General features: G+C 56.4%; 17 protein-coding genes and 1 pseudogene. 14 read left to right on the top strand and 4 right to left on the bottom strand.

Features of this window, described 5'->3' with window-relative positions:
* Nucleotides 1-5 precede the first annotated feature (5 nt).
* The 9 genes from DBY73_RS01695 to DBY73_RS01740 all read left to right on the top strand — a co-directional run bounded on the left by DBY73_RS01695 (nt 6) and on the right by DBY73_RS01740 (nt 9,116).
* Nucleotides 6-1,226 carry a diguanylate phosphodiesterase gene (locus DBY73_RS01695; protein ID WP_112009489.1) on the top strand — a complete coding sequence of 407 codons (1,221 nt, stop codon included), beginning with the start codon at nt 6-8 and terminating at the stop codon, nt 1,224-1,226.
* A gap of 189 nt (nt 1,227-1,415) precedes the next feature.
* Nucleotides 1,416-2,150 (top strand): MerR family transcriptional regulator, encoded by a 735-nt coding sequence (locus DBY73_RS01700; RefSeq protein WP_112009490.1) that lies wholly within the window; start codon nt 1,416-1,418, stop codon nt 2,148-2,150.
* Nucleotides 2,151-2,488: 338 nt separating this feature from the next.
* Nucleotides 2,489-2,857 (top strand): Fe-S cluster assembly scaffold SufA, encoded by a 369-nt coding sequence (sufA, locus tag DBY73_RS01710; RefSeq protein WP_008500631.1) that lies wholly within the window; start codon nt 2,489-2,491, stop codon nt 2,855-2,857.
* 8 nt (nt 2,858-2,865) lie between these two features.
* Nucleotides 2,866-4,356, top strand: coding sequence for a Fe-S cluster assembly protein SufB (gene sufB / locus DBY73_RS01715; protein ID WP_112009491.1), 1,491 nt, complete (start codon nt 2,866-2,868; stop codon nt 4,354-4,356).
* Between the two features lie 9 nt (nt 4,357-4,365).
* Nucleotides 4,366-5,112 (top strand): Fe-S cluster assembly ATPase SufC, encoded by a 747-nt coding sequence (gene sufC / locus DBY73_RS01720; RefSeq protein ID WP_112009492.1) that lies wholly within the window; start codon nt 4,366-4,368, stop codon nt 5,110-5,112.
* Entirely contained in the window at nt 5,087-6,358 is a 1,272-nt protein-coding gene (gene sufD, locus DBY73_RS01725) for a Fe-S cluster assembly protein SufD (RefSeq protein WP_112009493.1), read from the top strand. The genes sufC and sufD overlap by 26 nt, the downstream gene beginning before the upstream one ends.
* Nucleotides 6,355-7,575, top strand: a complete 1,221-nt coding sequence (sufS, locus tag DBY73_RS01730) for a cysteine desulfurase SufS (RefSeq protein WP_112009494.1) — start codon at nt 6,355-6,357, stop codon at nt 7,573-7,575. Before sufD ends, sufS begins: the two co-directional genes overlap by 4 nt.
* Before the next feature lie 13 nt (nt 7,576-7,588).
* A complete protein-coding gene (gene sufE, locus DBY73_RS01735) occupies nt 7,589-8,005 on the top strand; it encodes a cysteine desulfuration protein SufE (RefSeq protein WP_112009495.1) in 417 nt (138 codons plus the stop codon).
* A 97-nt stretch (nt 8,006-8,102) separates the two neighbouring features.
* On the top strand, nt 8,103-9,116 hold the full coding sequence (locus DBY73_RS01740; protein ID WP_112009496.1) for a L,D-transpeptidase family protein: 1,014 nt from the start codon (nt 8,103-8,105) through the stop codon (nt 9,114-9,116).
* 63 nt (nt 9,117-9,179) lie between these two features.
* On the opposite strand, the gene lpp is transcribed toward DBY73_RS01740, so the two are convergent.
* The 3 genes and pseudogenes from lpp to DBY73_RS01755 form a co-directional block, all read right to left on the bottom strand.
* Nucleotides 9,180-9,416, bottom strand: a complete 237-nt coding sequence (lpp, locus tag DBY73_RS01745) for a murein lipoprotein Lpp (RefSeq protein WP_001082307.1) — start codon at nt 9,414-9,416, stop codon at nt 9,180-9,182.
* 308 nt (nt 9,417-9,724) lie between these two features.
* On the bottom strand, nt 9,725-11,137 hold the full coding sequence (gene pykF, locus DBY73_RS01750; protein ID WP_112009497.1) for a pyruvate kinase PykF: 1,413 nt from the start codon (nt 11,135-11,137) through the stop codon (nt 9,725-9,727).
* A 380-nt stretch (nt 11,138-11,517) separates the two neighbouring features.
* Nucleotides 11,518-11,664 (bottom strand): annotated as a pseudogene (locus DBY73_RS01755) (PLP-dependent transferase); the annotation flags it as partial.
* A 216-nt stretch (nt 11,665-11,880) separates the two neighbouring features.
* On the opposite strand from DBY73_RS01755, the gene DBY73_RS01760 reads away from it, so the two are divergent.
* The 5 genes from DBY73_RS01760 (at nt 11,881) to DBY73_RS01780 (ending at nt 16,282) form a co-directional block, all read left to right on the top strand.
* Nucleotides 11,881-12,903 carry an ATP-binding cassette domain-containing protein gene (locus DBY73_RS01760; protein WP_112009499.1) on the top strand — a complete coding sequence of 341 codons (1,023 nt, stop codon included), beginning with the start codon at nt 11,881-11,883 and terminating at the stop codon, nt 12,901-12,903.
* Nucleotides 12,896-13,564, top strand: a complete 669-nt coding sequence (locus DBY73_RS01765; protein ID WP_112009500.1) for a methionine ABC transporter permease — start codon at nt 12,896-12,898, stop codon at nt 13,562-13,564. Before DBY73_RS01760 ends, DBY73_RS01765 begins: the two co-directional genes overlap by 8 nt.
* A gap of 28 nt (nt 13,565-13,592) precedes the next feature.
* Nucleotides 13,593-14,405: a MetQ/NlpA family ABC transporter substrate-binding protein gene (locus DBY73_RS01770; protein WP_112009501.1), complete on the top strand. Its 813-nt coding sequence runs from the start codon at nt 13,593-13,595 to the stop codon at nt 14,403-14,405.
* Between the two features lie 108 nt (nt 14,406-14,513).
* Nucleotides 14,514-14,723 carry a fumarate hydratase FumD gene (gene fumD / locus DBY73_RS01775; RefSeq protein ID WP_112009502.1) on the top strand — a complete coding sequence of 70 codons (210 nt, stop codon included), beginning with the start codon at nt 14,514-14,516 and terminating at the stop codon, nt 14,721-14,723.
* Nucleotides 14,724-14,875: 152 nt separating this feature from the next.
* Entirely contained in the window at nt 14,876-16,282 is a 1,407-nt protein-coding gene (locus DBY73_RS01780; protein WP_112009503.1) for a DUF1996 domain-containing protein, read from the top strand.
* 51 nt (nt 16,283-16,333) lie between these two features.
* Here the strand turns inward: DBY73_RS01780 and DBY73_RS01785 are convergent, their stop codons facing one another.
* Complete coding sequence (locus DBY73_RS01785) at nt 16,334-16,474, bottom strand: hypothetical protein (protein WP_112009504.1); 141 nt, start codon at nt 16,472-16,474, stop codon at nt 16,334-16,336.
* Nucleotides 16,475-16,581: the final 107 nt, after the last annotated feature.

The following is a 16,581-nucleotide window of genomic DNA, read 5'->3' on the forward strand; positions in this document are numbered from 1 at the left end:
ATAGCATGCTCACGACCATCATTTACCGCAGTCATATCTGCGATGACGTGCCTGTGAAAGCACTCGAAGACATGGTAGCTGCTGCAAATCATCATAATCGACATGAAAATGTCACAGGGATTTTGTTATTCAACGGCACGCATTTTTTTCAGCTGCTTGAGGGTCCCGCGGAGAGCGTGACGGCTATCTATCAGCATATTTGCTGCGATCCGCGCCATCACAACGTGGTTGAGCTGTTACGGGATCACGGTCCGTCGCGCCGCTTCGGTAACGTCGGCATGGAGCTTTTCGATCTGCGGCATTACGACAGGGATGACGTGCTTCAGAGCGTGCTTGATAAGGGCACGACGAAATACCAGATGACTTATAACGATCGCGCCCTGCAGTTTTTCCGCACCTTCGTTGAGGCGACTGAAAAAGCGAACTATTTCGAGCTGCCTCCGGCGGATTCGTGGGAATTTATTCCCGAAGAAACGGCGCTTTCCGTGCAGCCGGAGGTTGTCGCGCCCGGCGCCGACTGTAGCTTCGCCTTCCAGCCCATCGTGGACCCGTTTATGCAGGAGGTGGTCTCATGGGAAGCGCTTATCCGCTCGCCTGGCGGTGAATCACCGGGGGCCTATTTTGACGCCTTACCGCGTGAGGAGCTGTACGAACGGGATTTGAAAAGTAAGCAGGTCGCGCTGTCGATGGCCAGCGCGCTGGGCCTACAGGACCAGACGTTATCTCTCAACCTGCTGCCGATGACGCTGGTGAACGTCCCGAGCGCCGTGGATTTCCTGCTCACGGCGATAGAAGCAAACGGCTTCGTGCCGGAGCAAATCGTGGTGGAATTTACCGAAAGCGAAGCCATATCTCGCTTCGAGGAGTTTACCAGCGCCGTCAGGCAGCTTAAAAGCGCGGGCATCAGCGTGACCATCGATCACTTTGGTGCGGGGTTCGCCGGGCTACAGCTGCTGGCGCAGTTCCAGCCGGACAGAATCAAGATCAACCGCGACTTGATTATGGACGTCCATAAGAGCGGCCCGCGGCAGGCGATTATTCAGGCGATCATCAAGTGCTGCGCGTCGCTGGAAATTCAGTTTTGCGCCGTCGGCGTGGAGAAAGCCGAAGAGTGGATGTGGCTGGAGTCGGCGGGCATTTCTCAGTTTCAGGGCCATCTGTTTGCCAGCCCGCGCCTGGGAGGCATTCCGGCTATAGCCTGGCCCGAGAAAAAGTTCGGATTTTAATGAAGTTGTACACATTGATGACGGCTTAGCTGTACGTGACGTCAAATTTATACAACAATGTATTAACGAGTGAATGGTTTTTTGCACCATTCACTTGTCTCTGAGTGAGGTATTAGTTATACAAAAGCGTTGTACAATCTGATAAGGTTGGTTCGGTTGGGTATGGAAGTGTTAAGCGTGAGGGAGTTAATGGCCTATTACAGTATCGGTGAAGTCGCCGAACGATGCGGTATCAACCCCGTTACGCTGCGTGCCTGGCAGCGTCGCTACGGGTTATTGAAACCCCAGCGCAGCGAGGGGGGCCATCGTCAGTTTGACGATGAGGATATCCTGCGCATTGAAGAGATCAAGCGCCTGATGAAGTCCGGCATATCGGTCGGAAAAGTGAAAGCGCTGTTGGGAAACAGCGAAGTGTTGACCCAGGGCAGCTGGGCAACGCTGCAGGAAGAGATGATGACCGTCCTGCGCTACGCAAACCCTGCGAAGCTTCGCGCGAAGATCGGCGAATTCCGCCGGGACCACGCGATGGATGTGCTTATCGATAACATTATCACCCCGGTTCGTCAGCGAATGAATCAGGACCAGAACACGGTGCGCCACATGGCGAGCCTGCTCGACGGTGTGCTGATTGAGTTTGCCATTGCAAGCCTGACGGAATCACGTAAAAAAGCCGGAAAAGACGCCCTGCTCATCGGCTGGGAGTGCGACGATCGCACGCATCTCTGGCTTGAAGCCGCCCGTCTTGCGCAAAAAGGCTGGCACATCGACGTGCTGGCAGACCCTATTGATTCACCGCGTCCGGAGCTCTTCCCCGGGCAAAAAATCTTCGTCTGGACGGGAAAACCGATGACGCCTCGCCAGCAGGAACAGCTCGACCACTGGCGGGAACAGGGTTTTGCTATAGCGTTTCATCCAGCACTGTAACGGGTCCGAAAGGGCCTTTTGTATTTTTTCCTCTCATTCCCTCATTTCGTGACGTTAACTTTCGCTGCCATCAATCATCTATTTCAAAAATAGGCATTTTCGATGCATATTTTGTCTTTCACCATTACCGTCTCTTTCTGTAAATAAAATACATTATCTATCAATGTATTGAACAAATAATTCCATCCCAGCCTTATCTCCGTACAGGGTCTATGCTTAGTAAAAGGTGCCAAAAAGGGCGGTTAAGCACAAAGCCCCTGCTGTCAGGGGGTTGAAGTGATAATCGTTATCACTAACATGGTGTTATGCCCCTGTGGCTCTCGACATGAGGTGGAACTATGGAATTGCATTCAGAAACCTTTAACCCTGCCGACTTTGCCTGGCGTGGCCTTACGCTCACGCCAGCGGCAGCGGCACATATACACGAGCTGGTGGCGAAGAAGCCGGAGATCCTCGGCGTGCGCCTTGGCGTTAAGCAAACTGGCTGCGCGGGCTTTGGCTATGTTCTTGATACGGTCACCGAGCCTGAAAAAGACGATTTAGTCTTCGAAACCGACGGCGCAAAGCTGTACGTGGCGCTGCAGGCGATGCCTTTCATTGACGGAACCGAAGTCGATTACGTGCGCGAAGGCTTAAATCAGCTTTTCAAATTTCATAACCCGAAAGCCCAGAACGAATGCGGCTGCGGCGAAAGCTTTGGGGTATAGGCGGTACTATGTCTCGACAGACTGAAGCAACTGACGATGTAAACACCTGGAGCGGCGGACACCTCAACTATAAAGAGGGTTTTTTCACGCAGCTGCAAACCGACGAGCTGGCGAAGGGCATTAACGAGGACGTCGTCCGCGCGATTTCGGCCAAGCGCAACGAGCCGGAGTGGATGCTCGAGTTTCGCCTGAGCGCGTTTCGCGCCTGGCTGGAAATGGAAGAGCCCCACTGGCTGAAAGCGCACTACGATAAGCTCAACTATCAGGACTACAGCTATTACTCCGCGCCGTCCTGCGGCAGCTGTGACGATACCTGCGCCTCGCAGCCCGGCGCGATCCAGCAAACGGGCGCCGAGAACAGCTTCCTGAGCAAAGAGGTTGAAGAGGCCTTCAACCAGCTGGGCGTTCCGGTACGTGAAGGCAAAGAAGTCGCGGTAGACGCCATTTTTGACTCCGTGTCGGTGGCGACGACCTATCGAGAAAAGCTGGCGGAGCAGGGGATCATTTTCTGCTCGTTCGGCGAGGCGATCCACGATCACCCCGAGCTGGTGAAAAAGTACATCGGCACCGTGGTGCCGAGCAACGACAACTTCTTCGCGGCGCTCAACGCGGCTGTGGCTTCTGACGGGACGTTTATTTACGTGCCGAAAGGCGTGCGCTGCCCGATGGAGCTTTCCACCTATTTCCGCATCAACGCGGAAAAAACGGGCCAGTTCGAGCGCACGATCCTCGTCGCCGATGAGGGCAGCTACGTGAGCTACATCGAAGGGTGCTCCGCGCCGGTGCGCGACAGCTATCAGCTGCACGCGGCGGTGGTGGAGGTCATCATCCATAAAGATGCCGAAGTGAAATACTCCACTGTGCAGAACTGGTTCCCCGGGGACGGGAATACCGGCGGCATCCTCAACTTCGTCACCAAGCGCGCGCTGTGCGAGGGCGAAAACAGCAAGATGTCCTGGACCCAGTCGGAAACCGGCTCGGCCATTACCTGGAAATACCCGAGCTGTATTCTGCGCGGGGACAATTCCATCGGCGAGTTTTACTCGGTGGCGCTGACCAGCGGCCATCAGCAGGCGGATACCGGCACCAAGATGATCCACATCGGTAAAAACACCAAATCCACGATTATCTCGAAAGGGATCTCCGCCGGGCACAGCCAGAACAGCTATCGCGGGCTGGTGAAAATCATGCCGACGGCCACCAACGCGCGCAACTTTACCCAGTGCGATTCGATGCTGATTGGCGCGGACTGCGGGGCGCATACCTTCCCGTACGTCGAGTGCCGTAATAACACGGCCCAGCTCGAGCACGAGGCCACCACCTCGCGGATTGGGGAAGATCAGCTCTTCTACTGCCTGCAGCGCGGGATCAGCGAAGAAGATGCGATTTCAATGATTGTGAACGGCTTCTGTAAGGACGTGTTCTCTGAACTGCCGCTGGAATTTGCCGTTGAAGCTCAGAAACTCCTCGCCATTAGTCTTGAACACAGCGTCGGTTAAGGAAAGCACATGTTAAGCATTAAAGATTTAGAGGTTGGCGTCGACGATAAAGCGATCCTGCGCGGCCTCAATTTTGACGTTAAGCCGGGCGAAGTCCACGCCATCATGGGGCCAAACGGCTCCGGGAAAAGCACGCTTTCAGCGACCCTGGCGGGACGGGAAGATTACGAAGTGACCGGCGGTTCGGTTGAGTTCAACGGTAAAGATCTGCTGGAGATGTCGCCGGAAGATCGCGCGGGCGAGGGCATTTTTATGGCCTTCCAGTACCCGGTGGAAATTCCCGGCGTCAGCAACCAGTTCTTCCTGCAAACCGCGCTGAACGCGGTGCGCAAATACCGCGGCCTTGAGGCGCTGGACCGCTTTGACTTCCAGGACCTGATGGAAGAGAAGATCGGGCTGCTGAAGATGCCGGAAGATCTGCTGACCCGCTCGGTGAACGTCGGCTTCTCCGGCGGCGAGAAAAAGCGTAACGACATTCTGCAGATGGCGGTGCTGGAGCCTGAGCTGTGCATCCTCGACGAAACCGACTCCGGGCTGGACATCGACGCCCTGAAGATTGTCGCCGATGGCGTAAATTCTCTTCGCGACGGCAAGCGCTCGTTCATTATCGTCACCCACTACCAGCGTATTCTGGACTACATCAAGCCGGACTACGTCCACGTGCTCTACCAGGGCCGCATTGTGAAATCCGGTGATTTTACGCTGGTGAAACAGCTGGAGGAGCAGGGCTATGGCTGGCTTACCGAACAGCAGTAATGCGCTCCAGCAGTGGCACCGCCTGTTTGAAGCGCAGGGCGTTGCCCGTTCTGAACAGGCCCAGCAGCACCTGCAGCAGATGCTGCGTCTGGGCCTGCCCACGCGCAAGCATGAGAACTGGAAATACACGCCGCTGGATGGCCTGCTGAACGGCGAGTTTGTCACCCGGCGGGCAGCGATCGGTTCGGTCCAGCGCGACGCGCTGGCGCTGAACGTGGACGCGGTGCGGCTGGTCTTTGTCGACGGCGTCTATTCCCCCGAGCTGAGCGACGACGCGCGGGAGAGCGGGTTCGAAATTGCGATTAACGACGAGCGCCAGAGCCTGACCGCCGCCGTTCAGCCCGAGGTGTTCCTGCACCTCACCGAGAGCCTCGCGCAGACGGTCACGCATATTTGCGTGAAGCGCAACCAGCGCCCGATGAAGCCGCTGCTGCTGCTGCACATCACGCAGGGGCTGGAGGGCGACGAGATCAACACGGCGCACTATCGCCACCATCTTGAGCTGGCAGAGGGCGCGGAGGCGACGGTGATTGAGCATTACGTCAGCCTCAACGAGGTCCGCCACTTTACCGGTTCGCGTCTCACCATGAACGTGGCGGCCAACGCCCAGCTACACCACATCAAGCTGGCGTTTGAAAACCCGGCGAGCCACCACTTCGCCCACAACGACATCGTGCTGGGCCAGGACGCCGCGGCCTATAGCCACAGCTTCCTGCTCGGCGGCGCGGTGCTGCGCCACAATACCAGCACCCGGCTAAACGGCGAAAACACCACGCTGCGCGTTAACAGCCTGGCGATGCCGGTTAAATCGGAAGTGTGCGACACGCGCACCTGGCTTGAGCACAACAGGGGCTACTGCAACAGCCGCCAGCTGCATAAAACCATCGTCAGCGATAAGGGCCGCGCGGTGTTTAACGGCCTGATCAACGTGGCACAGCACGCCGTTAAAACCGACGGGCAGATGACCAACAACAACCTGCTGCTGGGGCGCCTGGCGGAAGTGGATACTAAACCGCAGCTGGAAATCTACGCCGATGACGTGAAGTGCAGCCACGGCGCAACGGTTGGGCGTATTGACGACGAACAGATGTTCTACCTGCGTTCGCGCGGTATTGACAGGCGGTCGGCGCAGAAGATGATTATCTACGCCTTTGCGGCCGAGCTGACGGAAGCGCTGCGGGACGGCGAGTTGAAACAGCAGGTGCTGGCGCGCATTGGCCAGCGTCTGCCTGGAGGCGATGCATGAGTTTTCCGGTAGAGAAAGTCCGGGCAGATTTTCCGGTTCTGGCCCGTGAGGTAAACGGCCTGCCGCTGGCGTATCTCGACAGCGCGGCCAGCGCGCAGAAGCCGAATCAGGTGATAGAGGCGGAAGCGGAGTTTTATCGCCACGGCTATGCCGCGGTGCACCGGGGCATTCACACCTTGAGCGCCGAGGCGACCCGGCGCATGGAGAACGTGCGTACTCAGGCGGCGACTTTCCTCAACGCGCGCTCGCCGGAGGAGCTGGTTTTCGTGCGCGGCACCACGGAGGGCATCAACCTGGTGGCCAACAGCTGGGGCAGCGCGCAGGTCCGCGCGGGCGATAACATCATCATCACCCAGATGGAGCACCACGCGAACATCGTTCCGTGGCAGATGCTCTGCGAACGCACTGGCGCGCAGCTGCGAGCGATCTCGCTGAATCAGGACGGCACGCTGCAGCTTGAGCAGCTTGATGCCCTGCTGGACGAGCGTACGCGGCTGGTTGCCGTGACGCAGGTCTCTAACGTGCTGGGCACCGAAAACCCGGTGGCGGAGATTATCGATAAAGCACACCGGGCGGGCGCGAAGGTGCTGATTGACGGCGCGCAGGCGGTGATGCACCACGCGGTGGACGTTCAGGCGCTGGACTGTGATTTTTACCTCTTCTCCGGGCATAAGCTCTACGGGCCGACCGGCATCGGCGTGCTCTACGTGAAGGAAGATATTCTCCAGGCCATGCCGCCGTGGGAAGGGGGCGGCTCGATGATTGCCACCGTCAGCCTGACCGAGGGCACCACCTACGCGCGTGCGCCGTGGCGCTTTGAGGCCGGTACGCCAAACACCGGCGGCATTATCGGGCTCGGCTCGGCGCTGTCTTACGTCTCCGCGATTGGCCTTGACGCCATTCAGGCGTACGAACAGCAGCTGATGCGTTACGCGCTGCAGGCGCTGGCCAGCGTGCCGGATCTGACCCTCTACGGCCCGCAGGATCGCCAGGGCGTCATTGCCTTCAATCTGGGGAAACATCACGCCTATGACGTTGGCAGTTTCCTTGATAACTACGGCGTCGCCGTGCGCACCGGACACCACTGCGCGATGCCGCTGATGGCGTTTTACCAGGTGCCGGCAATGTGCCGCGCGTCGCTGGTGATGTACAACACGACGGAAGAGGTCGACAGGCTGGTGGCAGGGCTGAAGCGCATTCACCAGCTGCTGGGCTAAGGGAGAGCAAGAGATGGCAGAGCTGCCGGACAAAGAAAAACTGCTGCGCAACTTTGGGCGTTGCGCAAACTGGGAAGAGAAGTACCTCTACATCATCGAGCTGGGGCAGCGTTTACCGCCGCTCGGCGCTGAAGCGCACAGCCCGGAGAACATTATTCAGGGCTGTCAGAGCCAGGTGTGGATTGTGATGAAGCAATCTGACGACGGGACCATTGAACTGCGCGGCGACAGCGACGCCGCGATTGTCAAAGGCCTTATCGCCGTTGTGTTCATCCTTTACCATCAGATGTCGGCGCAGGACATCGTCGCGTTCGACGTGCGGCCGTGGTTTGAAAAAATGGCTCTGACCCAGCATCTTACGCCGTCCCGATCGCAGGGGCTCGAAGCAATGATTCGCGCCATTCGCGCCAAAGCCGCAATCCTTAGCTAGACTTAAAAGACAGCATTCATTCTGTTCCGCGAGGTGGTTCCTGCCTCGCTGGTTTTTCAGCTTTCTGGCGTCCTGTCAGTGAATAAGGAATCTCAGCATGAAGCGCGCGTCTCTTATAACTCTATTACTCCTTGGTTCGCTCAACGCCCTTCATTCGGCCTGGGCGGTGGATTATCCTTTGCCCCCTGCGGGCAGCCGGCTAATTGGTCAAAACCAAACCTATACGGTGCAGGAGGGGGACAATAAGCTGCAAACGATCGCTCGCCGGTTTAATACGGCCGCGCAGCTTATTCTCGAAGCCAATAACACCATTGCGCCGGTTAATCCCGCGCCCGGTACAGCGATCGTCATTCCTTCGCAGATGCTGCTGCCCGATACCCCGCGCGAAGGCATCGTCGTCAACCTGGCGGAGCTGCGGCTCTATTATTTCCCGCCGGGCGAGAATATCGTTCAGGTTTATCCGCTGGGCATTGGACAGCTGGGGCTTGAAACGCCGGTGACGACGACGCGCGTCAGCCAGAAGATCCCCAACCCGACCTGGACACCAACGGCGGGCATCAGGGCGCGTTCTCTGGCGCAGGGGATTAAGCTGCCCCCTGTGGTGCCAGCGGGGCCGAATAACCCGCTAGGGCGCTTCGCGCTGCGTTTAGGCGTGGGAAATGGGGAATATCTTATCCACGGGACCAGCGCGCCGGACAGCGTTGGGCTGCGCGTGAGCTCCGGCTGCATGCGGATGAACGCCCCGGACATTCAGGCGCTGTTTGCGCAGGTGCGCGTTGGTACGCGCGTGCAGATTATCAATGAGCCGGTGAAATATGCCGTCGAGCCGGACGGTAGGCGCTATATCGAAGTGCACAGGCCGCTGGCGCAGGAGGAGGGAGAAAATCCTCAAACCTCGCCAATTACGCACTCGGCGGCGTTTGCGTCGTTTGTTTCGCAATCCGGGAGCGATAAAGCGCTTATCGATAAAGCCCTGTCTCGCCGGGCGGGTATTCCCGTGGCGGTGAATGCGCAGAGCGGCGCATCGGCCAGCACGAGCGTGCAGTCGGTGCAAAACAGTCGGATATCGGACGCTATTGCAGAAAACGAAGGGGAAAAGGTCACGCAGTAAATGTCAGCGGAATGAGATAAAAAAAATGGCGCACAATGTGCGCCATTTTATTAACAGGTACTATTACTTACGGTATTTAGTAGCCTGGTTGTCCAGACGCTGGTTAGCGCGAGCTGCGTCGTCTTTAGCAGCCTGAACGTCGGAACGCATTGCGTTCACGTCGTTGCTCAGCTGGTCAACTTTAGCGTTCAGAGTCTGAACGTCAGAAGACAGCTGATCGATTTTAGCGTTGCTGGAGCAACCTGCCAGCAGAGTAGAACCCAGGATTACCGCGCCCAGTACCAGTTTAGTACGATTCATTATTAATACCCTCTAGATTGAGTTAATCTCCATGTAGCGTTACAAGTATTACACAAAGTTTTTTAGGTTGAGAATATTTTTTTGATGGGAATACGCCTATTTTTGATCGTTCGCTCAAAGAAGCATCGTATTCGGCGTTTTTGAACAAAAAGCTATGTTAAAAAAGGCATTTTTCATCGGATTCATCTTAGATAAATCGCAATTAAATAGAAAAACCCGATTTGCTTTTTGAATGAAATTGGCTATTACCGGAAATAAAAAAAGCGCCCACAGGGCGCTTTTCGCAAAATTAATTCGTTCAGGAATTATTACAGTACGTGAACAGATGCAGTATTGGTTGTTCCGCTTGGTACCAGCGCGCCGGAAACCATCACGACAACGTCACCTTTCTGAGCCAGGCCGCTTTCCAGCGCCAGCGCTTTACCCTGAATGTAGAAATCGTCAGTAGAGGCGATCTCTTTGACCAGATGAGCCACAACGCCTTTGCTCAGCACCAGCTGACGCGCGGTAGTCTCGTTAGTGGTCAGCGCCAGGATGGTGGCATCTGGGAAGTATTTACGCACGGCGCGAGCTGATTTACCGCCCTGGGTCGCAACCACGATCAGCGGCGCGTCCAGTTTTTCTGCGGTTTCAACTGCACCACGGCACACGGCTTCGGTGATACGCAGCTTGCGGCTGTCGTTGTTGAAGTCCAGACGGCTGGTCATCACGCGGTCAGTACGCTCACAGATGGTTGCCATGATGCTAACGGCTTCCAGCGGGTACTTACCTTTAGCGGATTCGCCGGACAGCATAACCGCATCGGTACCGTCGAGGATGGCGTTCGCCACGTCGCCTGCTTCTGCGCGGGTAGGACGTGGGTTTTTGATCATGGAGTCCAGCATCTGCGTCGCGGTGATAACCACCTTACGCGCGCGAACGCATTTCTCGATCATCATCTTCTGCGCGAAGATTACTTCTTCAACCGGGATTTCAACGCCCAGGTCACCACGTGCAACCATGATGCCGTCAGACGCTTCGAGGATTTCGTCGAAGTTGTTCAGGCCTTCCTGGTTTTCAATTTTGGAGATGATCTGGATCTTCTCGCCGCCGTGGGCCTTCAGGTGCTCACGGATTTCCACCACGTCGGAACGCTTACGGATGAAGGAGGCTGCCACGAAATCAACGCCTTGCTCGCAGCCGAAGATCAGGTCCTGCTTGTCTTTTTCAGCCAGTGCTGGCAGTGCGATGGAAACGCCCGGCAGGTTAACGCCTTTGTTTTCGCCCAGGTCGCCGTTGTTCAGCACTTTACAGATAACTTTATTACCTTCGATCGCGGTCACTTCCATGCCGATCAGACCATCGTCTACCAGCACGGTGTTGCCTACGGACAGGTCGCTGGTGAAGCCTTCATAGGTCACTGCAACGATTTCGCTGTTACCGACGACGGATTTGTCGGTGGTGAAGGTGAAGGTCTGGCCCGCTTTCAGAGAGACGTCGTTGCCGCCTTCCAGCTTGATGGTGCGGATTTCAGGTCCTTTGGTATCCAGCAGGATAGCGGCTTTTTTGCCGGTCTTGCTCATCACGTTGCGCAAGTTCTGGATACGCTGGCCGTGTTCTGCGTAATCACCGTGGGAGAAGTTCAGACGCATAACGTTCATGCCGGCATCCAGCATTTTGCTCAGCATCTCTTCGGATTCGGTTTTTGGGCCGATGGTACAAACAATTTTCGTCTTTTTCATGACAGTCTTAGTCTTTAAGTTGGGAAGGATATGGAAATCTCGCTCCGGGGGCGCACCGCCGCAGAGCCAAACCTGTGTTGCAAAATTGACTATGGCACGCAGTAAGGATAGGTGACATCAAATGAGCGTGCAGAAGAAAGTGTGCCTGAGTTTCAGCCCAAGGAGAGAGAGCAGAGTGTGTACGTTGTTTTTTATAGTCCAAGCGCTGAAACCATTCACCAGGGATTAGGCGCGCATTATACGCCGATTTCGAGATAAAAGGAAAATGGAAACAGCGTTTCAAAAACAATCTGTGCAGAACCTCACAATATTGTTATCAAGGCGTTAAGGTAGATTGAAATCTTATCGCGGCGTAAGAATGACCCGCCGCGTTTTGCTCATTAATCCAGCGCTTGAAGAAGCTCGGCAATCAGGTCGCGGCTATCCTCAATGCCCACAGAGAGACGGATTGGCTCAGGCACGATGCCGCTAGCAAGACGTTGCTCCAGCGGAACAGGCGCGTGGGTTAACGCTGTGGGAATATTCATACCCGGTATGCTCCCCCGTGCGAGTTGCGCAAACGTCGAGGTCGGATAATCATTGCCGAAATTCTTCTATTGGCTTCTCGCCGCAGAATTCGCTTCTTATTCCCGGGCGCTATAAGACATGCCTTTTTGTTCATTTAATTCCGTAGATAGCCTGATTAGTATCGTTTGGACATCCATACTGCTAAACCGCTATATGTACTACGGATATTAATAAGAATGATTGAACTCAGGAATATTTCGAAGGTTTTTGACAACGGCAAAGTCGCGCTGACCGCTGTCGACAACGCGAATTTAACGGTTGAGCAGGGACAGATTTACGGAATTATTGGCTACAGCGGGGCGGGGAAAAGCACCCTCATCCGGCTGCTGAACGGCCTGGAGAAACCAAGCACTGGTAGCGTGACCATTAACGGGCACAACATCTCGGCCGCGAAGGGCGAGGCGCTGCGTCAGGCGCGTCTTAAAATCAGCATGGTGTTCCAGCACTTCAACCTGCTGTGGTCGCGCACGGTGAACGAGAACATCGCCTTTTCGATGCAAATCGCGGGCGTACCTAAAGCGAAAATTAAGGCGCGGGTGGCCGAGCTGGTGGATCTGGTCGGCCTGAAGGGGCGCGAAAATGCCTATCCGTCGCAGCTGAGCGGCGGGCAAAAGCAGCGCGTGGGCATTGCGCGCGCGCTGGCCAACAGCCCGGACGTGCTGCTCTGCGATGAAGCGACCTCTGCGCTTGACCCGCAAACCACCGATCAGATCCTTGATCTGCTGCTGGACGTTAACCGTCGCTTTCAGCTGACCATCGTTTTGATTACCCACGAAATGCACGTGGTGCGCAAAATCTGCGACCGCGTGGCGGTGATGGAGAACGGAAAAGTCGTGGAAGAGGGCGACGTGCTGCGCGTCTTTACCCATCCGCAGCAGCCGATCACGCAGCAGTTTGTCCGCCAGGTTAGCCAGTACGCCGAAGAGGAAACGTTTAACACGGAGCTGGCAAACGACCTGGAAGGCGCGGTGATCAGGCTGACGTTTACCGGGCACAGTACGCACCGGCCGATCGTAGGGGAGCTTACGCTGCGCTACGGCCTGCCGTTTAACATCCTGCACGGAAAAATGACGCAAACCGCCCACGGCGTTTTCGGACAGCTTTGGGTCCACGTCGTGGCATCAGATGAGCAACTGAACAATATCCTCGCCGACCTGAAGCAAAGCGATATTGACGGCGAGGTAATTAAGCATGGCTGAGAATCTTTTTCCGCACCTGAAGTGGGACCAGCTGTGGTCGGCCACCCAGGAGACGCTGTACATGACCGCGCTTTCCGGCGTGGCGACCTTTGTGCTCGGCATCGTGCTGGGGCTGGCGCTGTTTTTAACCGCCCGCGGCGGTCTGTTCCAGAACCGCACGGTCTACAGCGTGATGTCGATCGTGGTGAACGTGTTCCGCTCCATCCCGTTCATTATCCTGATCGTCCTGCTGATCCCGTTCACCAAGACTATCGTCGGGACCATTCTCGGCGCAAACGCGGCGCTGCCGGCGCTGATTGTCGGTGCGGCGCCGTTCTACGCTCGCCTGGTCGAGATCGCCCTGCGCGAAGTCGACAAAGGGGTTATCGAGGCCACGCGCTCAATGGGCGCGCGGCTGAGCACGCTCGTATTTCGGGTTTTACTGCCGGAATCATCACCTGCACTGGTTTCAGGTATTACTGTGACGCTCATTGCGCTGGTCAGCTACAGCGCCATGGCGGGGGTGATTGGCGCCGGCGGGTTGGGAAATCTGGCTTATCTGGAAGGATTCCAGCGCAACCACGGTGACGTCACGCTGGTGGCAACGGTGACCATTTTAATCATCGTTTTCATTATCCAGTTCTGCGGCGATGTCATTACTTCACTGTTAGACAAAAGATAATCTCTAATAACACACGGGAACCATCATCATGAAAAAAACGCTGACGCTGATCGCCGCCGCAACCCTGAGCGCCCTGAGCTTTGCCGCCTGGGCCGACACCCTGACCGTGGGGGCGTCCAACACGCCGCACGCGGAAATTCTCGAGCAGGCGAAGCCGATTCTGGCGAAGCAGGGGATCGACCTGGAGATCAAGCCGTTCCAGGACTACATCCTGCCGAACACCGCGCTGGCGGGCCGCGACATCGACGCCAACTACTTCCAGCACATTCCCTACCTGAACAGCGTGCTGAAGGATCACGCGGGTGATAAGGATTACGATTTCGTCAGCGCGGGCGCGATCCACATTGAGCCAATCGGCATCTACTCGAAAAAATACAAGTCGCTGAAGGATCTGCCGGAAGGCGGAAAAATCATCATGCGCGACGCGGTGTCCGAAGAGGGGCGTATCCTCTCCATCTTCGAGAAAGAGGGCGTGATCACGCTGAAGCCGGGCATCGACAAAGTGACCGCGCGCATCAGCGACATCGTCGAGAACCCGAAAAAGCTGCAGTTTACGCCTAACGTCGAGGCCTCCCTGCTGCCCCAGATGTATAACAACGACGAAGGCGCGGCGGTGGTGATTAACGCCAACTACGCGATTGACGCCGGTCTGGACCCGGTTCACGACCCGATTGCGGTCGAGAGCGGTGAAAACAACCCGTACGCCAACATCATTACCGTGCACCGCGGTGACGAGAAGAAAAAAGATATCGTCGCGCTGGTAAACGTCCTGCACTCGAAAGAGATTCAGGACTGGATCCGCACCAAATATAAAGGCGCGGTGATCCCGGTAAATAATTAATTAGCTGATTTACAAGATGAAGCCCGGCGAGACTCTCGTCGGGCTTCTTTTTTGTATACCGCCAGCGAATGAATTAAGCTGAGTTTTTCGGGCAATGGAGCGATGGCAATGGGCAATGTAACGAAAGACGAAGCGCTGTATCAGGAGATGTGCCGGGTCGTTGGCAAGGTGGTGCTGGAGATGCGCGATTTAGGCCAGGAGCCAAAGCATATCGTGATTGCGGGCGTGGTGCGGACCGCGCTGGCAAACCAGCGGATTAAACGCAGCGAACTCACCACCCAGGCGATGGAAACGGTGGTGAAAGCGCTGGCCGGGTAGGCCCTGCGGCCATTTGCTTATCCTGCGCTGGCTGGAACGAGAGGTCTGCCGTCGGTGTAAAGTCTTTTTAAACGGAAAATGAGGCAATGAACGACTCGGAGAGTTGATGCGCTTTTGTTACCAATGTGTCCTTTCATATCATGGAGAAAATGATGAAACGGACCATGCTAACTACCGCGCTCGCGTGCCCGGTTTTACTGTTTGCTATGCAGGCGGCACACGCCGCGCCGCAGGCCCACGTGGTGTGCGGCTACTCCCATACCCTCGGCGATGACGCCATCATGATGTATGGCATGCCCAACCATGCCATGCTGCACGACTTCTTTGGCAATGCCCATACCGATGCCGATTCCACCCGGGAAAGCCTGCGCAGGCTTGAACGCACCACCTGCGACAACAAAGCCGACAGCTCCGCCTACTGGGCGCCGTCGCTGCGCCTGCCCGACGGCACGGTGGTAAAACCGGCCTATCAGAAAACCTACTATCAGGCGTCTCACGTGGATACCGCGCCGCTAACGCCTTTCCCGGCCGGGCTGGCGCTGCTGGCGGGGGATCACCACGGGACGGCGCCAAACCCGCATATCACGTTTTTGTGCGCGAACGGCAAAGGCTACACCTCCAAAGTGGGGGAGGTATGCGGGCTGCGTAAGGCAAAAGACGCGGTGCAGTTTAATATCGGCATTCAGTTCCCGAACTGCTGGGACGGCGTTAACCTCAAGCCCGCTCACGGCCTCGCCAACGCTACCTACGACGTTAAAGGCGTGTGTCCGGACGCATTTCCGGTGAAAATCCCGACCGTGAATATGAACGTTGCCTACGTGCTGCCGATGATATCATCGCTGGATACCGGCAAAGCCCAGCTTTCGCTCGATCCGCTGATGCACGGCGACGAACGCGAGGAGCGCTGGGGCAGCCTGTATACGGCGCACGCCGACTTTATGAACGGCTGGACGGAGGACGCGGCCCGGTTTATGACCGACCTGTGCATGAACCGCGGGATGGACTGCGGCACGACCGTTCCTTACGGCTATGAAAAAGCGAAGGCGAACGTCTGGCTAAGCAGCCGGGAACCAGACGCCTCTCACGCGAACGCGCAGAGTCTGCTGGTGGAGGATAACTGGCAAAACGGCGGGCGCACGAAAAACGGCGAAACCCTGTCGCTGGTGAAATTCAAGATCCCCGCGCTGCCTGCCGGACAGGATCCGTCGCTATTTAAATATCGCGTGCGTATCTACGGTGGGAAAGTGGAAACCGACGGGGCCGACCAGATCTTCTTCTATCCGGCCAGCAGCGACTGGGATCCGACCAGCGTGAGCTGGAATGCCCGTCCGGCCTGTAGCTATAAATCCGATGCCGTGCTGTACCTCAACCACAAGCGTGAATACCGGATGGTCGATGTCGATAAGGCCGTGCGCAAGGCGCTGGCGCAGGGGAAAACGCAAATCTCATGGTACATCGGCGGCGATCGTCAGGGGAATCATTATCAGTTCGAGCCGGCCTCATCTCCAGAAAGCCTGATTCTGATGCTGTCTGGGTTCCAAAAGACGCCTGAAATTTAAAGCCAGCGGAGGTGAGGCGAAAAAAAAGCACCGGTAACCGGTGCTTTTTCTTTAGATTTTGCAGGCATCGCCGCAGTCGTCGTCGGCGATAACCGCCTGAGCTTTCTTGTCTGCGTCTTCCAGACGTTCCGCGTTACGCTCTTCTGCTTCGTCCAGGCCGCTAAAGACCAGGTTATCGAGATCAATTTCCATAGTACACCCGCTATATTCAGTTTTTGATACCGGCACAGTATAGGGGAAAAAACGGAGACAATGTACCTCGCAGCACATAAGGATAATCCCTGCCATACTCAGTGATT

The sequence above is a fragment of the Enterobacter sp. RIT418 genome (assembly GCF_003057745.1).
Classification (GTDB): Bacteria; Pseudomonadota; Gammaproteobacteria; order Enterobacterales; family Enterobacteriaceae; genus Enterobacter.